Below are 19,079 nucleotides of genomic sequence, written 5' to 3'. Positions count from 1 at the left end.
ATGACGCGCTATGTTCGGATTAACTGAGCCAGATCAGCCGAACAGATGGTAAACCTTTGACGCATTTTTCGCTTGGTTGATCTGCGACATCTCTTCAAAAATCGCCTGACGCTCGCCGGTCGTCACCTCAAGCAGCTGCTGGTAGACCACCAACAGGCTCTCCAGCTTCTCGCGCAGCGCGCCCTCGTCCACCGGCGCTTCACTGAGCACCTCGTCGATGCAGGCACGGCAGCCCATGTCCAATTCGCCGATAGCATCCCAATTGCGTTCTGCCAGCGCGCCGATCAAGGCGTCGCGGGTTTCGTCAATCCGTTGCAGTGCGTGGCTCATGCTGTGTTCCTCAAGGCCGGCGGCCTTATTGTGGCGCGATGGCATCCCAGCCACTTTTGACGGTAATCAGCAAACGCGCGACTTCGTCGATCATGTCGGCATCGTTGACGCCATTGGCCTCAACCAGACGGTTACTCATGTACTCGTACAACGCATCGAGTTGTTGCACCGCCGCTGGATCCTCGGCTTTTTCCGGCTCCAGGCCATCGCGCAGACCGGAGATGATCTCAATCGCCTTGCCCAGCATCAGGCCCTTCTGGGCAATATCGCCACGGCTCAATGCGCCCTTGGCCTGGGCCATGCGATCGAGACCGCCTTCCATCAGCATCTGCACCAGACGGTGCGGGCTGGCTTCGGAGATCTGGGCGTGGGAATTGACCTTCTGGTATTGGCGAAGGGCTCTCATTGGGTTCATGTTGCTACCTCGTTACAGGCCACAGTCGAATAGATTTGCTTAACCAGTTTTTCGACTGTGCCGAGAAAAACTTTAATCCCTTACCCGGTGCCCGGGCCCTTTTTCAGGGCCTGCGGGCGCACCATCCATCAGTTCGACTTAGGATTGTTCAGCGAGTTGAGGGTGGTCAGGATACTGGAGCTGCTGGCGTTGATCTGCGCGATCATGGTGTCCATGGCGGTGTACTTGGCCGACAGGGATTTTTGCAGCGCTTCCATGCGCCGATCCAGATCAGCCTTCTCGGTGGTCAGGTCGGTCAGCTTGGTGTTGAGATCCGTCGCACGGGTCGCCAAGGTGCCGGAGGAGCCGACGTAGCTGCTGGTCGCCTTGTTCATCCGCGTGATCAAACCGGTATCGCCGGTGAACAACTTGGCGATATCCCCTGCGCCCTTGACCACAGCCTTGTCCCACGCCTTGTCTTCCAGGCTCAGCAAACCGGTTTTCTGGTCAGTGGTGATACCCATCTGGGCCAGGCTGGTCATGCTGCCCGCACCCTTGCCGTTGACCAGCTCGGAACGCAGGCTGGAGACCAACTGGCGCATCGACGCATCGCCAGTCAGGGCGCCAGCGGTGGTGGTCGAGGCATCGCCGGTGGCGGTGACCTTGGTCTGGGTGTTGATGGCGGTCATCAACGTGTTATAGGCGGTGACGAACGACTGCACCGAGGTCTTCAGGGTGTCGGTGTTGCTGGCTACAGTCAGCGTGACCTTCTTGGTCAGGTCGCCATCCAGCAGCTCCAGGGTCACGCCGCTGATCGCGGAAGTGATCTTGTTGCTGGTGGACTCCATCTCAATGCCGTCGATGGAGTATTTGGCGTTCACCGGCGCCGTACCCTTGTCATAACCGACCGCCAGCTCCGAATTACCACTCAAGGTAATGTCAGTGTCTTTACCACTGGTATTGGAGGTCAGTACCAGACGCCCGCCGTTGGAGTCGCTCAGTACGTTGGCGCTGATACCCTGGGCCGAGAGCTGGGTATTGATGGATTCGCGAACCTCCTGCAAGGTCGCGCCACCCGGCACCAATACATCGTAGCTTTTACCCGACTGGGTAATCGTCAGCGTTTGGGTTTCATCGCTGGCGTTGGCTTTGCCCGAGGCACCACCTTCGATAACTTTGCTGGAGACCTTCGACGAGGTCGCCAGATTATCGACCTTGAGGATGTACTTGCCGGGGGCTGCGCCATCACCCAGGGTGACCTTGGCGTTCTTTTCTTCGGAGGTCGTGGCCGCCAGGCCATTGAAGGCGGCCTGGTTGTTCAACTTGGTGATTGCCGCCTGGTAGGCTTCCAGCGCCGTTTTCACAGAGCCCACGGCCGACAGCTTGACGGTGGCGTCTTTCTGCTGGGCAGTGATCTGCGCGTCTTTGGGCGCCCTTTCGGCCCCCACCAACGCCTTGACGATCGCTTGGGTGTCGTAGCCCGAACCTGGGCCGGAAATCGTTGAACTAGCCATTTGCTACTCTCCTTGTCCTGCGGTTGCCGCTTTTTTGGCGTACGAACGCCCAAGCAGCAATCAGAAACATGTTTCGTGCCAACTCAAGCCTTTGTATCAAACAACAGGCTGCTGGCATCGCTCAGGTTCTGCGCCAGTTTCAACGCAGTCTCCGATGGAATTTGTCGAATCACTTCGCCGCTATCGGTAGCGATCACCTTGACCACCACTTTGCCGGTGGAGTCATCGATGGAAAAATCCAGGTTGCGCTGTGAAGCCTGCACAAACTCACGCATATCGGTGACAGCTTTTTCCAGTGCCACGCGCTGTGGTTCCTCGGCGGGCTCGCTATCGGTCTGCGCGACAGGCGGTTTGGCCTGTGTCGTCACAGCACCAGGAGCCTGGGTGGTAGCAGCCGGGTAAGACGCGTTCAGCTTGATGCTCATGTCCATGTCATCACCTCCAAACTGAAAAAACGGAAGGGCACGTTAGCACCCCCCCGTTGATTAACCGCTAGCCGATATTACTGAAGCAGCTTCAGTACAGCGGATGGCAGTTGGTTGGCCTGGGACAGGATCGCAGTGGAAGCCTGTTGCAGGGTTTGTTGCTTGGTCAGTTCAGCGGCTTCGGAAGCGAAGTCAGCGTCTTCTACGCGGCCTTTGGCAGCCGAGGAGTTCTGCGAAATGCTCTGCAGGTTGGCCACGGTGCTGGCGAAACGGTTTTGCACCGCACCCAGCTGCGAACGCTGGCTGTCGATCTGCTGCATGGCGTCTTCCAGGGCCTGGATGGCTTGCTGGGAAGAAGCGGCAGACAGGATGCTCAGGTCGGAAACGCTGGTTTCCATAGTCACTGCGGTTTTGGTACCGTCAGCAGCAACAGTCGTCAGGCCCAGAGCTTTCAGGCCTGTACCTGCACTACCGTCCTTGATGGTGATGTCTTTGTCTGCAAACAGGTTCAGAGTACCGTCAGCGTTTTTGCTGGCCTGTACACCGGTGCTGGCGCTGTTGATCGAAGCTACAACTGCGTCAGAGGTGTCGCCTTTCTTGAACTTGACTTCTACGCCGTTGACAGAGATAGAGGTATCGTCGGTCAATTTGGCTTGGGTGGTACCGGCAGACAGACCCAGTTGCGACAGCGAACCGCTATTAGTGTTAGCCAGCTTAATGTCAGCACCGTTACCCGAGGTCAGCTTGAGACGACCATCGGTGAAGGTAGCGGAAGCACCAGTTGCAGCGCCGCCAGCAGCATTGGTGAGCTTGGTGAGAACGGTCGACATGGCATCGCCTTTCGCCCAAGTTACCGCAGCACCGTTCACAGTGATCGAACCGTCAGCGGTCAGATTGCTGGTAGGGGCAATGCTAGGTGCAGCAGCCAGATTGAGGTTAGCCAAGCCATCGGTTTTAGCGGCGACAGGAGGTGGGCCAGGGATGGCAGCTGCAACATCACCCGCTGCAATCGTGATGGCTTTGGTAGAGCTAAGTGTCAAAACGCCGTTGGCGTCGGCACTTGCAGTAACACCGGTGACGCTTGTCTGCTTGTTGATAGCATCAACTGCAGCAGCGCCCTTGTCAGCAGGAAGGGCAGCAACCAGATTGATCGTTGTACCATTGATTTTGATGCTATCAGTAGCCACAGTAGTGCCGACAGCAGCAGTACCCGTTGCAGTGGCTTTATCACCAACTACCGAGCCAGTAGTAGTAGCGGCCAGACCGGTCAATGCCGTGCTGTTAACGGTGGCTTCGCTGTAGTTGCCTTTCAGCGCGGTAGAACTGACATCGGTCATACCGAACGAGATAGTTTCGTTGGCGTTGGCGCCGATCTGGAACGCTACGTTGCTGAACGAACCGTCCAGCAGGTTACGACCACCGAAGGTGGTGGTGCTGGCAATACGGTTCAGCTCGCCGACTTTAGCGGTGAATTCTTGTTGCAGGGAAACACGGTCAGCGTCGCTTTTATCACCGTTCGCCGCTTGCAGGGCGAGTTCACGCAGACGCTGCAGGGTGTTGGTGGATTCTTGCATCGCGCCTTCAGCAGTCTGGGCAATCGACACGCCGTTGTTGGCGTTGGAGATTGCAACGTTCAGGCCTTTGACCTGGTTGTTCAGACGGTTGGCGATCTGCATGCCAGCGGCGTCGTCTTTGGCGCTGTTGATTTTCAGGCCGGAAGACAGACGGTTCATCGACTGGCTCAAAGCGTCGGATGCTTTGTTCAGGTTCTTCTGGACGCCCAGGGAAGTAATGTTGGTGTTTACGGACATTGCCATGACGAAATCCTCGTGAGTTGGATACTGCGGCTTCCGGCCCTGGCAACCGCCGGGTGTGGCCTAGAGAACCTTCGTAATAGTTATCGTCGTGAAAGCAGGTTGCTTGAGGATTTTTTTGAATTTTTTTACTAGCCCTGTGCCACCCCTTGTATTTCAAGACCTTATAGAAGCGCGAAATGCCAGCAATCACGGGTTAAGGACATCCTCCCTGTAGGAGCGAGCTTGCTCGCGAAGAACCTGAGGGCGCCGCGTGCATTCTGAATGCCCGCGTTATCGTTAACGTTTTTCGCGAGCAAGCTCGCTCCTACCATGATGTGCACAAAAAAACGCCCGGGATCTTTCGATCCCGGGCGCTTTTTGTGCAGCCTATCAGCGCATCACGGCCGATAGATAATCGCCGAACCCCACGACAGGCCAACACCAAACCCACTGAGGGCCACGCGCTTCCACTCGGCGTCCATCACGTGCTTTTCCAGCAGCAGCGGAATGCTCGACGACACGGTGTTGCCGGTCTCGACCATGTCCTTGATGAATTTCTCCACCGGCGCATCTTCAAAACGCCGGGCCACGGCGTCGACAATCGCCGCACTGCCCTGGTGGATGCAGAACGCGTCAATATCGTCGGCCTTCAGGTCCGACTCATTGAGCAGTTCGTGCAAATGCGCCGGCACTTTAAGCAACGCGAAGTTGAAGACCTGGCGACCGTTCATGAAGAACACGCCGTCGCTGACCTTCAAATGCGGCGCGCCGGAGCCGTCGGTACCGAACTTGGCCTTGCCCAGCTGCCAGGGGGCGTCTTCGCCCATCCAGGTGGCGGTGGCGGCGTCGCCGAAGAGCATGGTGGTGTTGCGGTCTTCCGGGTCAACGATCTTCGAGTACGGGTCGGCGGTCACCAGCAGGCCGTTTTTCAGGCCGGCGGCTTCCATGAAGCCTTTCATCGCGTAGATGCCGTAGACGTAGCCGGAGCAACCCAGGGAGATATCGAAGGCCGCGACGTGGGTCGGCAGGCCCAGTTTGTCCTGGACGATGGCTGCGGTGTGCGGCAGCCCTTCTTCGTCGCCGTTCTGGGTCACGACGATCAGCGCGTCAATCGACTCACGCTTGAGCTCGGGGTTGTTGGCAAACAAGGCGTTGACCGCCTCGACACACAAATCCGAGGTTTCCTGGCCTGCATCCTTGCGCGGCAGGAATGCCGAGCCGATCTTGCCAATGATGAACTCTTCATCCTTGGCGAATTTGGCACCCTGGGCGTAGTTGTCCAGCCCTTCTGCCGGCACGTAGCTGGCGATGCTTTTTATGCCAATCATTGTGGCTTCCCAATACAAAATAGCTGGAGAACACCCCTGAAAACCCTTCAGGAGCGCTGACAATAAAGGGGATAACCCCGCAAAAACCCGCCGAAACTACCGAAGCCAGCGCCTGGAAAGCGGTCTGGCCTTTTCACACGATACAGTGAAGATGCGCTTTATGACTCATAGGTCACTCATTTTTGTGCGCTTTGTTTAAAAGCCTGCGCCAGAAACGACAACGGCCCACCCTGTTTCCAGGGTGGGCCGTCAGGTCTTGCCGGGCCGTTTACATGCGGCTGAACAGGCTCAACTGGGAGATTTTCACAAAGGCCAGCTGCGAGGCCTCCAGCATTGCCTTCTGGAACGCCAGGTCAATCGAGGCTGTGGCCACATCGGTGTCGCCAATAGCCGCAGTGGTCGACTTGTTGGCCAGCACCATGCTGGTGTTCTCCGTTTCCTGGATCGACAGCGAGTTCATCCGCGCGCCAATGGAGCCGCGCACGCCATCGACCTGGGCCTGGGAGGCCTTGATGTTGGTAATGGCTGCGTTGACCACATCGGTCAGCTTGGCCTGGGCAATCGGGTCACCGTCGGACGGGGTTTCCAGGGCCTGGCGCAATTGGCTGAGGGTATCCAGCGCATTTTGCGTCTTGTGGGTATTGGAGCCCACGGCGAACTGGTCACCGATGCCTGGGGCGCCGGTGATGTCGAACTTAACCCCAGCGGCCGTGATGCTGTCTGGCGTTGCGGGAACAGGCGGTGGCCCCGGCTGGGCTGGCGTGCCAGGCACCACAGTGCCGTTGGAAACCGGTTTGCTATCGGCGGTGATCGGCTGGGCATACACCTCGTACTCTGTGGTCGAGGTAAATTTGATCACCGCACCTTTGTTCGGGAAGGTGCTGCTGTAGTCCGCCTGGCTGGTGACCGTGCCGCCCGACAACTGTGCCGATGACTGGTTGCTCGGCGTGCGCGAGATACTGAAGCTGTCCGGTTTGCTTTGCAGGGTGAATTCACGATCCTTGTAGATCGCATCAGCCTCGGCGCCGGGCTTGGCCCCCCCCAGGTTCTGGTCGACATCAAACGTCACGCCGCGCACGGTGACCGAAGCACTGCCTTCCTTGGTCGCATCGAACTTGCCGTTGCCGGGCGTTTGCGCTGTGATGTCGTTACCCGCCCCGTCCGTTACGGTGTATTCGGTGCTGCTGATAAAGGTCAGCTTGTACGGCTGACCGTCGGTGAAACTGCTGTCATAGGTCGAGGGCGAGGTAACGATCCCGCCCGAAACCAGCACCTTGCCATCGTTGACCGAACCGGTGGCCTGAGTACGACCGGCATTGACCGTACCTTCCAGGATCGATTTTCCGGTGTCATTGACCACCATCGACAAGGTGTCGGAAACCTTCAGGCTCAAGGGCGTCTCATCCCCCTGATAGCTGTAGGTCCCGTCGCTGTTGCGCGCATAGGGCGGTGTATCGCTCTTGCCACCGGAAAACAGGTAATGGCCGGACGAATCCTTGCTGTTAAGCAGGCTCAGGACCTGTTTCTCGATTTCACCAATCTCGGCGGCAACGGCCTTGCGGTCGTCATCGCTGATACCGCCACCGCCCTTGCCCGCCACCTTGAGCGACAGCTCACCCGCGCGCGCCAGGGCGGTGTCGATACTGGCAAGTACGCTTTCCTCGCTATTAAGCGAGTTCTTCATGCTGCTGATATTGCCCGCGTACTGCCCCAACATATCCTGCTGCTGTTGCAGCAGCAGCAAACGCGCCGCGCCCACCGGATCATCTGCTGCGGTCTGGATACGCACGCCGGAGTCGATCTGCTGCTGCGTCTTGGTGACGTTGGAGAAGTTGTTGGTATAACGCGCAGTCGTGGTATTGAAATACTGTTCGGTCGAGATTCGCATCGTCTCAAACTCCCTTAAAGACTGTTGATCAGCGTGCTGAAGGTTTCTTGCGCAGCTTTAATGATCTGCGACGACGCGGTGTAGTACTGCTGGAAACGGATCATGTCGCCGGCCTCCTCGTCCAGGTTGACCTGGGACACGGAGCTGCGATTGGACGTGGCGGCCGCCAGCATGGCCCCGGTCGCGCTGTTGTCGACGTTGGCCTGGCTGGCCTTGCCGCCGACGGTCGACACCAACTGGCTGTACGCGGTGCTCATGCTCACGCCGGCGTTGCCATCGGTCGCGCCCACGGTCTTGCGGGTTTGCAGGTCGAGCAATTGCAGGGCGTTGCGGTTATCCAGTTTGCCGCCAGCGTTGAACGACACGCTGAAGCTGTCATCGGCTTTCGGTTCGCCACGGATCACCGTGTCGACCCCGAACGTCTGTGGGTCGCCATTGGCGTCGACGTACGGCACCTTGATCGTCAGTTTATTGTCCTGGCCCGGCACGATGGTGCCGGTGCCAATCGGCTGGCCCTGGGCGTTATTGATCACATAGCTCTGGGTGCCATCGGCAGCGGGCTTGGCGAAGGTCATCTTGACCGGCATCGAACTCTTGATTGCCGCTTCCAACTGCGCGGTGTCGGCACCGCCATGGATGTCCAGGGGCAAGGTCAGGGTCGGCGGAGTGAACACGCCGGTACCACTGTTGTTCTTGTTGCCCTCGGCCAGCAATGGCGCGGAAAACGCCAGTTTGTTGGGGTCGGTCATCACCACCTTGAGGTCCATCGCGCCACCGGCAGTCGGGCTGACCTTGAACGTATCGCCAGCAGCCACCGGCCCTTTACCATCAAGGACCAGGGTAAAGCCGTCGATTTCCGGCGGTGTCTGGGTGATGTCGAAGGTGCCCATGGACTTACCGTCCGAACGCAGCACGGTGTACATCTTGTCGTCGCTGAAGGTCACCTTGTAGTCAAAGGTGCTCAGTTTGCTGGTGTCTTTGATCGTGACATTCAGGTTGCCGGAGTTCGCACTGTTGCTGGAGCCGCCAACACTGCGCTGGCCAATGGCAAACACGCTGTTGATGTCATTGAACAGCGCGGCGCCGAACTGCCCATTGGCGTCCAGACCCTGCCCCAGCTGGGTGTTGATCGCTTCACCAACGACCATGGCGGTACGCCCCAGGTCGTTGATAGCCGGCATCAACACCTCCTGGCGATAACGCAGCAAGCCGCCGATGGAGCCACCGCTGACCACCGAGCTGACGTCCATCGGTTGCCCGCCAGTGGTCAACACCACCGAGTACTGGCTCTTGTCATCCTTACTCGGCACCGCCGACAGTTTGTTCGACACGCCGTCCGCCACCAGGGTCTGGCCAGTGCCCAGGGACACATTGAAGTGGCCGTCCGACTCAGTGACCTTGACCCCCACCAGCTCATTGAGCGAGCGCACGGCTTCGTTGCGCGCGTCCAGCAGGTTCGCCGGCTCGCCGTTGCCCTGGCCCTTGGCCTGGGAGATCTGCTGGTTGAGGGAGGCAATCGAGGCGGTCAACTGGTTGACCTGGCCGGTGATGGTCTCCAGTTGGCTGTTGATGCCTTCTTTCTGCTTGTTCAGTTCGCTCGCAATCGAGTTGAAGCGGTTGCCCAGGGTCTGGGCAATGGTCAATACCAGTTGGCGCGCGGAGTTATCGCTAGGGTTTGCCGAAGACGTCTGCAACGCGGCGAAGAAGCTGTTCAAGGCTGCGCCGACCCCGGTGGACTTGTCGGACAAGAGCTTGTCCACCGAACCGATCTGGTCCAGATAAGCCTTGGCGTCGAAGTTCAGCGACGTGGTGGTCTGCAACTGGGTGTCAAGAAACTGGTTATACACCCGGCGCACGTCCGACAGCGTGGTGCCGCTGCCGATGAACACACCGCCGACGCCGGACATGCCGTTGGCCGTCTGCGTAGTCTGCTGGCGCGAGTATCCAGGGGTCTTGGCGTTGGCAATGTTGTTACTCAGGGTCGAAAGCGATCCTTGAGCCGCATTGAGTCCTGACATCCCGATATTGAGCAAACCCATGGTTCAAACCTTATAAATGAGTGGATGCGCCAGCGGCAGCGTAGTGTTGGTAGCTGTTCATGGTTTTGGCGATCTGCGAAATCTTGCTGGCGTAGTCCGGATCCGTTGCATAACCGGCTTTTTGCAACTCGCGTACAAACTGTTCCGGGTTATCGGCCGACTTCAGCACTTCTTGATATCTTTCATTGCTTTGCAACAAGGTCACGAGGTCGTGGAAGCTGTCCTGGTAAGAGTCGTAGGAACGGAACTGCGCCGTTTCCTTGACCATCTCGCCATTGCGAAACTCGCTGGTAATCGCGCGCGCCTGGGCCCCCTGCCAGCTTTGGCCGGCCTTGATGCCAAACAGGTTGTGGCTGCTGCTGCCGTCTTGCTGGCGCATCACCGATTTGCCCCAGCCGGTTTCCAGGGCGGCCTGGGCCACCAGGTAGCGTGGGTCGATGCCGATGCGCTCGGCCGCCTGCTTGGCCATTGGCAGCATGGTGGCGACAAACTCATCTTGCGAACCGAAGGCTTTTTTCGCCGGTGCCAGCGGTGGCTGGGCCACGGCGCGGCCGTAAATCTGCATGCGCGAATCGCGGGCGGCAAAGGTGCGCGCCGCGCCGTTGATCACACCATCTTCGGCGGCGCTGTTGCGCAATGGCGCGGCCTTGGCAGCCCCCGTCGCCTCGACGCCCGGCACGATGCCGGCCAACAGGCGATCGGTAAGCTTGCTCGGCAACGCGATGCGCCGCTGATTCATCAGCGTCATATCATTGCGCAGGGTGCCATCATCGGCCCGTGGCGCCACCTCAACCCGCGCCGCCCACAGCGCGCGCTGGCCATTGGCGCGACCCAGCGGGCCATCGGCCTGGGTGCCGGCGGCAATTGGTGTCGGCACGTCGACTTTTTTCTCAACTGCGTCCGGGCCCTGCAACGTCGAGGCCTGCCCTTCCACTGGCTTGTTCTTTTGCATCTGGCGCAGCAACACGTCCGCCAGGCCGATACCGCCGCCCTCGCGGGACAGCGAGACCGCCAGTTGCTGGTCGTACATTTCCTGATACTGCTTGGCCGCTGGGGTATTCAGCGGGTTGTCCTTGCCCAGGGCATCGGTGGCCGAGCGCATGGATTTGAGCATCTCGCTGAGAAACAGCGACTCGAACTCCTGCGCCACTTTGCGCATATTGCCTTCGCTGTTCTTGTCGCCGAACTTGAGCTGGTTAAGCCGGTTGAGGTCGGAGTAGGAACCCGAGTCTGCCGTGCTGGCGATACCGCTCTTGCGCATGTCCATGACTACGGCCTCAAATCACGATCAGGTCGGCTTGCAAGGCGCCGGCCTGTTTCAGGGCTTCGAGGATCGCCATCAAGTCGCCGGGCGCCGCGCCCACCTGGTTCACCGCTCGCACGATTTCATCCAGGGTGGTACCGGGGCCGAACTTGAACATCGGCTTGGCTTCTTGCTGGGCGTTGACCCGCGAGCGTGGGACCACGGCGGTTTCGCCGTTGGAGAACGCCCCAGGCTGGCTGACAATCGGGTCTTCGGTAATGGTCACGGTCAGGCTGCCGTGGGTCACGGCCGCTGGCGACACCTTGACGTTCTGCCCGATCACGATGGTGCCGGTACGCGAGTTGATGATGACCTTGGCCACCGCCTGGCCCGGATCGACCTCAAGGTTTTCCAGGATCGACAGGTAATCCACACGCTGGCTTGGGTCCAGCGGCGCGGTCACGCGGATCGAGCCGCCGTCGATGGCCTGGGCCACGCCAGGGCCGAGCATGTCGTTGATCTTGTCGACCACGCGCTTGGCGGTGGTGAAGTCCGAACGGTTGAGGTTCAGGGTCAGGCTGTTGCCCTGGTTGAACCCGCTGGGCACGGTGCGTTCCACCGTGGCGCCGCCGGGAATCCGCCCGGCCGATGGCACGTTGACGGTGATCTTCGAACCGTCGCGACCTTCAGCATCAAACCCGCCCACCACCAGGTTGCCCTGGGCGATGGCGTAGACGTTGCCGTCGATACCTTTGAGCGGCGTCATCAGCAAGGTGCCGCCACGCAGGCTTTTCGAGTTGCCAATCGACGATACGGTGATGTCCACCACTTGCCCGGGCTTGGAGAACGCCGGCAGGTCGGCACTGATCGACACCGCCGCGACGTTTTTCAACTGCACGTTGCCCGAACCCGGCGGCACCTTGATCCCGAACTGCGAGAGCATGTTGTTGAAGGTCTGCAGGGTGAACGGGGTCTGGGTGGTCTGGTCGCCCGTACCGTTGAGGCCCACCACCAGGCCGTAACCGATCAACTGGTTGGTGCGCACCCCGGAAATACTGGCGATGTCCTTCAGGCGTTCGGCCTGGGCAGCGACGCTCAAGGAGAGCAACAACACCGCTGCCATCAGCTGTTTAAGGTTCAAAGTGATCACCTAGAAAGGGAACAGCGGGCTAAGGAAGAAACGGTCGAACCAGCCCGGCTGACTGGCGTCGGCAAACGAACCCGTACCCGAATAGGTAATGCGTGCATCGGCGATCCGCGTGGACGGCACGGTGTTGTCGGTGGCGATATCGTCTGCCCGCACCATGCCGGCAATGCGCACCAGCTCATCGCCGGTGTTGAGGGTCATCCACTTCTCGCCGCGTACGGCAATGATGCCGTTAGGCAATACATCGGCGACGGTCACGGTGATCGAACCGACCAGGCTGTTGCCCTGCCCGGCCTTGCTGCTGCCGTTGGTGGCGCGGTCGCCGCTGTAGCCGACGTCCAGGCTCAAGTCACCGCTGCCCAGCGGGTTGTTGGTGTTCAAGCCTCCGCCAAACAGCGAGGTCAGGCCGATGCCGGTCTTGCTGTTCTTGGCCACCTGGGAGTTGGCGTTCTTGCTCGCCGTGGTGCGCTCGTTCAGGGTGATGGTGATGATGTCCCCGACCCGGAACGCCTTGCGGTCGCTGTACAGGTTCTGTTCAAAACCGGCCTGGTAGATCGAACCGTTGTTGGCGGCAGCAGGCAGCGGCGTGCGCGGCAACACCGGCGCGTAGTACGGGTCATTGGGTTTTGGCGTCGGGGCAACGCAGCCCGCGAGCACGGCAATCCCACTCAATGCCAGAACAGAAACAAAGCGACTCATGACCCTTACCTCACGGTGTTGCAGGCGCCTTGCGAGCGCCCCATAGACTGAATTACAGATTCTGCGTAACGAACGAAAGCATCTGGTCGGCGGTGGAAATCACCTTGGAGTTCATCTCGTAGGCGCGCTGGGTGGTGATCATGTTGACCATCTCTTCCACCGTGCTGACGTTGGAGGTTTCCAGGGTGCTTTGCAGGGTGGTGCCAAACCCGTTGAGGCCCGGGGTGCCGACTTGCGGCGCGCCGCTGGCGGCGGTTTCCAGGAACAGGTTGTTGCCGGTGGCTTGCAGGCCGGCCGGGTTGATGAAGTCAGCGGTCTGCAGGTTGCCGATCACTTGCGACGCCGGGTTGCCGGCGATGGTGATGGACACGGTGCCGTCGGCGCCGACCGTGAAGGTCTGGGCATCGTTGGGCACGACAATCGCCGGCTCCAGGGCAAAGCCATTGGCGGTCACGACCTGGCCGTTGGAGTCCAGGTGGAAAGTACCGTCACGGGTGTAGGAGGTAGTGCCATCCGGTTGCAGGATCTGGAAGAAACCACGGCCATTGATCGCCATGTCCAGCGGCTGCCCGGTCTGCTGCAGGTTGCCGGCGGTGAAGTTCTTCTGGGTGCCGACGATGGACACACCGGTACCCACTTGCAGGCCCGACGGCAATTCGCTGTCCTGGGTCGACTGCGCACCCGGCTGGCGCTTGATCTGATAGAGCAGGTCCTGGAACTCGGCGCGATCACGTTTGAAGCCCGTGGTCGAAACGTTCGCCAGGTTGTTGGAGATGACGGTCAGGTTGGTGTCCTGGGCGGACAGACCGGTTTTGGCAACCCATAGAGCCGGAAGCATGCTGTTCTCCTTCGTGCGCCTGTTTGTTGGCGCCGCGTTACGAAATTGGTATTCAGTGGCGCTGCAATCAGCTCATCTGCATGACGCGGGTCATGGCCTGGTCGTCTTCTTTGGCGCTGTTCATCATTTTCACGTGCAATTCGAACTGCTTGGACAGGGCCAGCACCGCGGTCATTTCTTCGACGGCATTGACGTTGCTCGACTGCAAAAAGCCCGAATTCACCTTGACGCTGGCATCGGCCACTGCTGGCTGGCCGTCCTTGGTGTGGATCGCGCCGTCCAGGCCTTTGACCATGTTGGCCAGGTCCGGCTTGACCAGCTTGATGCGGTCCACTTCAGCCATCACCCGCGGGCCTTCGCCCATGGCGCGGATGCTGATGGTGCCGTCTTCGCCGACTTCGACCTTCTGCTCGGGCGGCACGGAAATCGGCCCGCCATTGCCCATGATCGGCATGCCGTTGCCGGCCCGCAGTACGCCGAGCGCATCGATATTCATGCTGGCGGTGCGCACGTAGGCTTCGCCACCATCGGGGGTCTGTACCGCGATCCAGCCATCGCCGCCGACGGCAACGTCCAGGTCACGACCGGTCTCGACCATCGAGCCAGGGGAAAAATCAGTGCCCGGCCGCTCGGTCAGGGCAAACGCCCGCGCCGGAAAGCTGTCACCAAACACCGGCATCGAGCGGGCCTGTTCCAGGTCACGCTGAAAACCGTTGGTGGAAATGTTCGCCAGATTGTTGGCATGAGCCTTCTGCGCCAGTGCGTTCTGGCTGGCGCCGGTCATTGCCACATAAAGGTACTTGTCCACGCTCATTCCTCTTACTGACGGACGTTTGCCGCCCACCGATGTACTGAGGAGTCTTTAGCAATTTGCGCACCAACTTTTTAAAAGTCGGGGAAAGGCAGGAGGGGCAAGGGGTTGGGCGGTATTGCGCATTGCTGCGCGGATGGGGGAGAGTCGGAAAACGGCGGAGTTCTGCCGCTTGCGGCAAGCACCGGCCCTGGCATGGACACAGATCCATTGTGGGAGCGAGCAAGTCGAATCGTCGCACCGCCGCTCCCACATTTTTAATCCCGTTGTGTCAGCGGGTTATTTGTCGGCCTTGAGCACTGCGTAATCGCGCAGTTTATTGGCGATGGTGGTGTGGGAAACCCCCAAACGCTTGCCCAGCAAGCGACTGCTGGGATGCTCGGCATACAAGCTTTCCAGCACCGCTTTCTCAAACCGCCCGACAATCTCCTCCAGGCCGCCCTCTAGGGAAAAATCGCCAAGCGGTTGGCGCACGCCATAGTCCGGCAAGCGAATATGCTCGGCCTTGATCGTGCCGCCCTCACACAGCGAAACCGCCTGGAACAGCACGTTCTCCAACTGCCGCACATTGCCCGGCCAATGGTAGTGACTGAGGCGCTCCATGGCCGCCGGTGCCAGCTTGGGCAATGGGCAGCCAATCAAGCGGCTGGCCTGGTCGATAAAGTGTTCGACCAGCGGCGGCAAACCGTCGAGGCATTCGCGCAGCGGCGGGATATGCAACGACAACACATTGAGCCGGTGATACAGGTCCTGGCGAAACTCCCCGCGGGCACACAGCTCCGACAAGTCCACCTGGGTCGCGCAGATCACCCGCACATCCAGGTAAACCTCTTCATCGCTGCCTACACGGCGGAAGCAGCCGTCCTGCAGAAAGCGCAGCAACTTCACCTGCAACCGCGCGCTCATTTCGCCCACGCCATCGAGAAACAACGTACCGCCCGCCGTCAGCTCCAACAGCCCGAGCTTACCTTCTGCACGCGCCCCTTCAAACGCACCGGGGCCGTAGCCGAACAGTTCGGTCTCGGCCATCGACTCCGGTAAACCTGCGCAATTGAGCGCCATCAACGGCGACTGCCCACGCGGGCTGGCCAGGTGACAGGCGCGCGCCAGCAGTTCCTTGCCGGTGCCGGTTTCACCTTCTATTAACAGCGGCGCATCGAGGGGCGCCATGCGCCGGGCTTCACGTACCACCGCCGCCATCACTTTGGAGCTTTGGAAAATGCTGTCGAAACCGCGCAGTTCCTGCTTGCGCACATTGTAGATACGCTCGCCGACGCGGTCGGCGCGGTGCAAGGTCAACACGGCGCCAGCCATGGCTTCGCTGTCGTCATGCTCGGAAGATTGCAACGGCGCGATATCGGCCAGGAATACATCGCCCTTGACCTTGACCCGCAAGCCATTGATCCGCGACTTGCTCGCGCGCACCAGTTCCGGCAGGTCGAAGTCCTCGGCGTAGCGCGACAAAGGAATGCCCGGCACTTCATCCACGCGCACCCCGAGCAGCTGCGCCGCCGCCCGGTTGGCCGCGACAATCGAGCCGCCCATGTCGATGGACAACACAGGGAATTCCAACGCACCCAGCAAGGCGTTGAGTTCCATATGCCGACGCTCGCTGGGCATCAGCCCTACCCGCTTGACGCCAAATACCCCGGCAATCGCCTCGAATTGCGGGCGAAGGGCCTGGAACTGCATGTTCACCAGATTCGGGCAATACAGGTAAATGGCATTGCCGTGCTCGCCACCGACCTCGCCCTTGGCGACGTTGACGCCGTACTCCACCAGCAGGTTGAGGATGTCTCGCAGGATGCCGATGCGGTTCTGGCAATGCACTTTGATACGCATGTAAAGGCCCGGTTTGTTGTAGGAGGGCTGATCGGGCTGCGTCTTTTTGTCGCCAGACGCAGATAGTCGTCAAGATTATGTGACAGGTACCGACCTTTTCAAACCGACAAATCGCAATGCAGCGTGCGCAACGGCAAAACCGTAACGAATACTTTACGAAAATCGCCGATTTTTCCTACGGCCTTCCCTTGGAGGCAGGTGGAATCCATGGCCAGGCGGAGTATCAATAAGCCCATAGCAGGACATAACAAGAACGAATGCCTAGCAGGAGAGCCGTATGAAGCAGACGCAATACGTGGCCCGCGAGCCCGATGCGCAAGGTTTTATCCACTACCCGCCCGAAGAACATGCGGTGTGGAACACCCTGATCACTCGCCAGCTGAAAGTGATCGAGGGTCGCGCCTGCCAGGAATACCTGGACGGCATCGACAAGCTCGGCCTGCCCCATGACCGTATTCCGCAACTGGCGGAGATCAACAAAGTGCTGGCCGAGACCACCGGCTGGCAAGTGGCGCGGGTGCCGGCGCTGATTCCCTTCCAGACTTTCTTTGAATTGCTGGCCAACAAGCAGTTTCCGGTGGCGACCTTTATTCGTACCCGCGAAGAACTGGATTACCTGCAAGAACCGGATATTTTCCACGAGATCTTCGGCCACTGCCCACTGCTGACCAACCCCTGGTTCGCCGAATTCACCCACACCTACGGCAAGCTCGGCCTCGCGGCCACCAAGGAGCAACGGGTGTACCTGGCGCGCCTGTACTGGATGACCATTGAGTTCGGCCTGGTGGACACGCCGCAAGGCCGGCGCATCTACGGTGGCGGCATTCTGTCTTCGCCCAAGGAGACGGTGTACTGCCTGTCGGACGAGCCCGAGCACCAAGCCTTCGACCCGCTGGAAGCGATGCGCACGCCGTATCGCATCGACATCCTGCAGCCGCTGTATTTCGCCCTGCCCAACCTCAAGCGCCTGTTCGAAGTGGCGCAGGAAGACATCATGGGCATGGTCGAGCGCGGCATGCAGCTGGGGTTGCACGCGCCGAAGTTTCCCCCAAAGCCCAAGGCGGCTTGAACTGCCACTTTAAAGGCCAGGTGAGTCTGTTCCCTGGCCGCGCGTTGCTTTAGGGTGACGCCACTGGCAACCGAATTCCACATACTCGATTTCAGGAACACCTTTATGACCACCTTGAACCAAGCCCATTGCGAAGCCTGCCGCGCCGACGCCCCACAAGTCAGCGACGAAGAACTGCCGGTGTTGATCAAGCAGATCCCCGACTGGAACATCGAAGTGCGCGACGGCGTGATGCAGCTGGAAAAAGTATTCCTGTTCAAGAACTTCAAATTCGCCCTGGCCTTTACCAACGCCATGGGCGAGATCTCCGAGGCCGAAGGCCACCATCCGGGCCTGCTGACCGAATGGGGCAAAGTCACCGTGACCTGGTGGAGCCACTCCATCAAGGGCCTGCACCGCAACGACTTCATCATGGCCGCACGCACCGACGAAGTGGCCAAGGATGCCGAGGGCCGCAAGTGATGCATTTCGCCGCGATTGGCCGGGTGCCTGGGGATCCGATCCTCGGGCTGATGGAGTCCTACGCCAAGGACACCAACCCGCAAAAATTCGACCTCGGCGTGGGTGTCTATAAAGATGCCCAGGGCCTGACCCCGATCCTGCAGGCGGTGAAACGCGCCGAACAGCGCCTGGTCGACCAGCAAACCACCAAGACTTACATCGGTGGCCATGGCGACCCGGCTTTCGGCCGACTGATCAGTGAACTGGTGCTGGGCGCCGGCTCCGCGCTGCTCAAGGCACAACGCGCTGGCGCCACGCAAACCCCTGGCGGCACCGGCGCCCTGCGCCTGAGCGCCGACTTTATCGCCCACAGCCTGCCCGGCCGTGGCGTGTGGTTGAGCAACCCGACGTGGCCGATCCACGAAACCATCTTCGCCAAGGCCGGGCTCAAGGTCAGCCACTACCCATACGTGGGCAGTGACAACCGCCTGGACGTGCCAGCCATGCTCGCCACCCTGGCCACCGTGCCCGAGGGTGACGTGGTGCTGCTGCACGCCTGCTGCCACAACCCTACCGGTTTCGACCTGTCCCAGGATGACTGGCGCCAAGTGCTGCAGATCGTACGCGAGCGCCAACTGCTGCCGCTGATCGATTTCGCCTACCAGGGCTTTGGCGACGGCCTGGAGCAGGACGCGTGGGCCGTGCGCTTGTTTGCCGATGAGCTGCCCGAAGTACTGATCACCAGCTCTTGCTCGAAGAACTTTGGCTTGTACAGCGACCGCGTAGGCTCGCTGATTGTCTGCGCCCACGATGCCGAGAAACTGCTGGATGTGCGCAGCCAACTGGCGTTTATCGCGCGTAACCTGTGGTCGACCCCACCGGACCATGGTGCGGCGGTAGTCGCCACCATCTTGGGTGACGCCGAGCTCAAACAGCTCTGGAGCGCAGAAGTCGAAGGCATGCGCTCGCGCATCGCGCAGTTGCGTTCGGGGTTGGTAGAAGCGCTGGTGCCCCATGGATTGGCCGAGCGTTTTGCCCATGTCGGCGTGCAGCGCGGGATGTTTTCCTACACCGGCCTCAGCGCCGAACAGGTGAAACAGCTGCGGGAAAAACACAGCGTGTACATGGTCAACTCCGGGCGGGCCAACGTCGCCGGGATTGATGAGACGCGCCTGGGGCTGCTGGCCGAGGCCATTGCAGACGTGTGCCGCAACTGACGAAACCGAATCAAATGGACTGCCCCCAAGAAGTTGGACACCAATCCAATTTCTTGGG

17 protein-coding genes are annotated in these 19,079 nt (G+C 60.0%); 3 read left to right on the top strand and 14 right to left on the bottom strand.

Annotation, left to right across the window (positions count from 1 at the left end; translation table 11 throughout):
• Positions 1-33 precede the first annotated feature (33 nt).
• The 14 genes from fliT to H097_RS08575 all read right to left on the bottom strand — a co-directional run bounded on the left by fliT (position 34) and on the right by H097_RS08575 (position 16,294).
• Positions 34-330: a flagellar protein FliT gene (gene fliT / locus H097_RS08640; protein ID WP_029292500.1), complete on the bottom strand. Its 297-nt coding sequence runs from the start codon at positions 328-330 to the stop codon at positions 34-36.
• 25 nt (positions 331-355) lie between these two features.
• On the bottom strand, positions 356-745 hold the full coding sequence (gene fliS / locus H097_RS08635; protein WP_029292498.1) for a flagellar export chaperone FliS: 390 nt from the start codon (positions 743-745) through the stop codon (positions 356-358).
• Between the two features lie 128 nt (positions 746-873).
• On the bottom strand, positions 874-2,238 hold the full coding sequence (fliD, locus tag H097_RS08630) for a flagellar filament capping protein FliD (RefSeq protein WP_032859018.1): 1,365 nt from the start codon (positions 2,236-2,238) through the stop codon (positions 874-876).
• Positions 2,239-2,321: 83 nt separating this feature from the next.
• Positions 2,322-2,669, bottom strand: a complete 348-nt coding sequence (locus H097_RS08625) for a flagellar protein FlaG (RefSeq protein ID WP_032859016.1) — start codon at positions 2,667-2,669, stop codon at positions 2,322-2,324.
• Positions 2,670-2,740: 71 nt separating this feature from the next.
• Positions 2,741-4,480, bottom strand: a complete 1,740-nt coding sequence (locus H097_RS08620; protein ID WP_032859013.1) for a flagellin — start codon at positions 4,478-4,480, stop codon at positions 2,741-2,743.
• A gap of 377 nt (positions 4,481-4,857) precedes the next feature.
• Positions 4,858-5,787 (bottom strand): ketoacyl-ACP synthase III, encoded by a 930-nt coding sequence (locus tag H097_RS08615; protein WP_032859011.1) that lies wholly within the window; start codon positions 5,785-5,787, stop codon positions 4,858-4,860.
• Positions 5,788-6,055: 268 nt separating this feature from the next.
• The gene (locus H097_RS08610) at positions 6,056-7,675 is read right to left on the bottom strand and encodes a flagellar hook-associated protein 3 (protein WP_032859010.1); all 1,620 of its coding nucleotides are present in this window, start codon (positions 7,673-7,675) and stop codon (positions 6,056-6,058) included.
• Between the two features lie 14 nt (positions 7,676-7,689).
• Positions 7,690-9,714, bottom strand: coding sequence for a flagellar hook-associated protein FlgK (flgK, locus tag H097_RS08605; RefSeq protein WP_032859008.1), 2,025 nt, complete (start codon positions 9,712-9,714; stop codon positions 7,690-7,692).
• A gap of 10 nt (positions 9,715-9,724) precedes the next feature.
• Positions 9,725-10,981: a flagellar assembly peptidoglycan hydrolase FlgJ gene (gene flgJ, locus H097_RS08600; protein WP_032859005.1), complete on the bottom strand. Its 1,257-nt coding sequence runs from the start codon at positions 10,979-10,981 to the stop codon at positions 9,725-9,727.
• Positions 10,982-10,991: 10 nt separating this feature from the next.
• Positions 10,992-12,080, bottom strand: coding sequence for a flagellar basal body P-ring protein FlgI (locus H097_RS08595; RefSeq protein WP_029292480.1), 1,089 nt, complete (start codon positions 12,078-12,080; stop codon positions 10,992-10,994).
• A gap of 27 nt (positions 12,081-12,107) precedes the next feature.
• Positions 12,108-12,803 (bottom strand): flagellar basal body L-ring protein FlgH, encoded by a 696-nt coding sequence (gene flgH / locus H097_RS08590; protein ID WP_032859002.1) that lies wholly within the window; start codon positions 12,801-12,803, stop codon positions 12,108-12,110.
• 52 nt (positions 12,804-12,855) lie between these two features.
• Positions 12,856-13,641, bottom strand: coding sequence for a flagellar basal-body rod protein FlgG (gene flgG / locus H097_RS08585; protein WP_032858999.1), 786 nt, complete (start codon positions 13,639-13,641; stop codon positions 12,856-12,858).
• Positions 13,642-13,708: 67 nt separating this feature from the next.
• Positions 13,709-14,449 carry a flagellar basal body rod protein FlgF gene (locus H097_RS08580; protein WP_032859644.1) on the bottom strand — a complete coding sequence of 247 codons (741 nt, stop codon included), beginning with the start codon at positions 14,447-14,449 and terminating at the stop codon, positions 13,709-13,711.
• A 282-nt stretch (positions 14,450-14,731) separates the two neighbouring features.
• A complete protein-coding gene (locus tag H097_RS08575) occupies positions 14,732-16,294 on the bottom strand; it encodes a sigma-54-dependent phenylalanine hydroxylase transcriptional regulator PhhR (protein WP_029292472.1) in 1,563 nt (520 codons plus the stop codon).
• Between the two features lie 277 nt (positions 16,295-16,571).
• Between H097_RS08575 and phhA the strand changes: the two genes are divergently transcribed.
• The 3 genes from phhA (at position 16,572) to H097_RS08560 (ending at position 19,021) form a co-directional block, all read left to right on the top strand.
• A complete protein-coding gene (gene phhA, locus H097_RS08570) occupies positions 16,572-17,363 on the top strand; it encodes a phenylalanine 4-monooxygenase (protein ID WP_032858996.1) in 792 nt (263 codons plus the stop codon).
• Positions 17,364-17,468: 105 nt separating this feature from the next.
• Positions 17,469-17,825, top strand: a complete 357-nt coding sequence (locus tag H097_RS08565) for a 4a-hydroxytetrahydrobiopterin dehydratase (RefSeq protein WP_017134918.1) — start codon at positions 17,469-17,471, stop codon at positions 17,823-17,825.
• Entirely contained in the window at positions 17,822-19,021 is a 1,200-nt protein-coding gene (locus tag H097_RS08560; RefSeq protein WP_162237636.1) for an amino acid aminotransferase, read from the top strand. The genes H097_RS08565 and H097_RS08560 overlap by 4 nt, the downstream gene beginning before the upstream one ends.
• Positions 19,022-19,079 lie beyond the last annotated feature (58 nt).

The organism is Pseudomonas sp. FH4 (assembly GCF_000510915.2).
GTDB lineage: Bacteria > Pseudomonadota > Gammaproteobacteria > Pseudomonadales > Pseudomonadaceae > Aquipseudomonas > Aquipseudomonas brenneri.
This window is presented reverse-complemented; position numbering and strand designations above follow the sequence as displayed.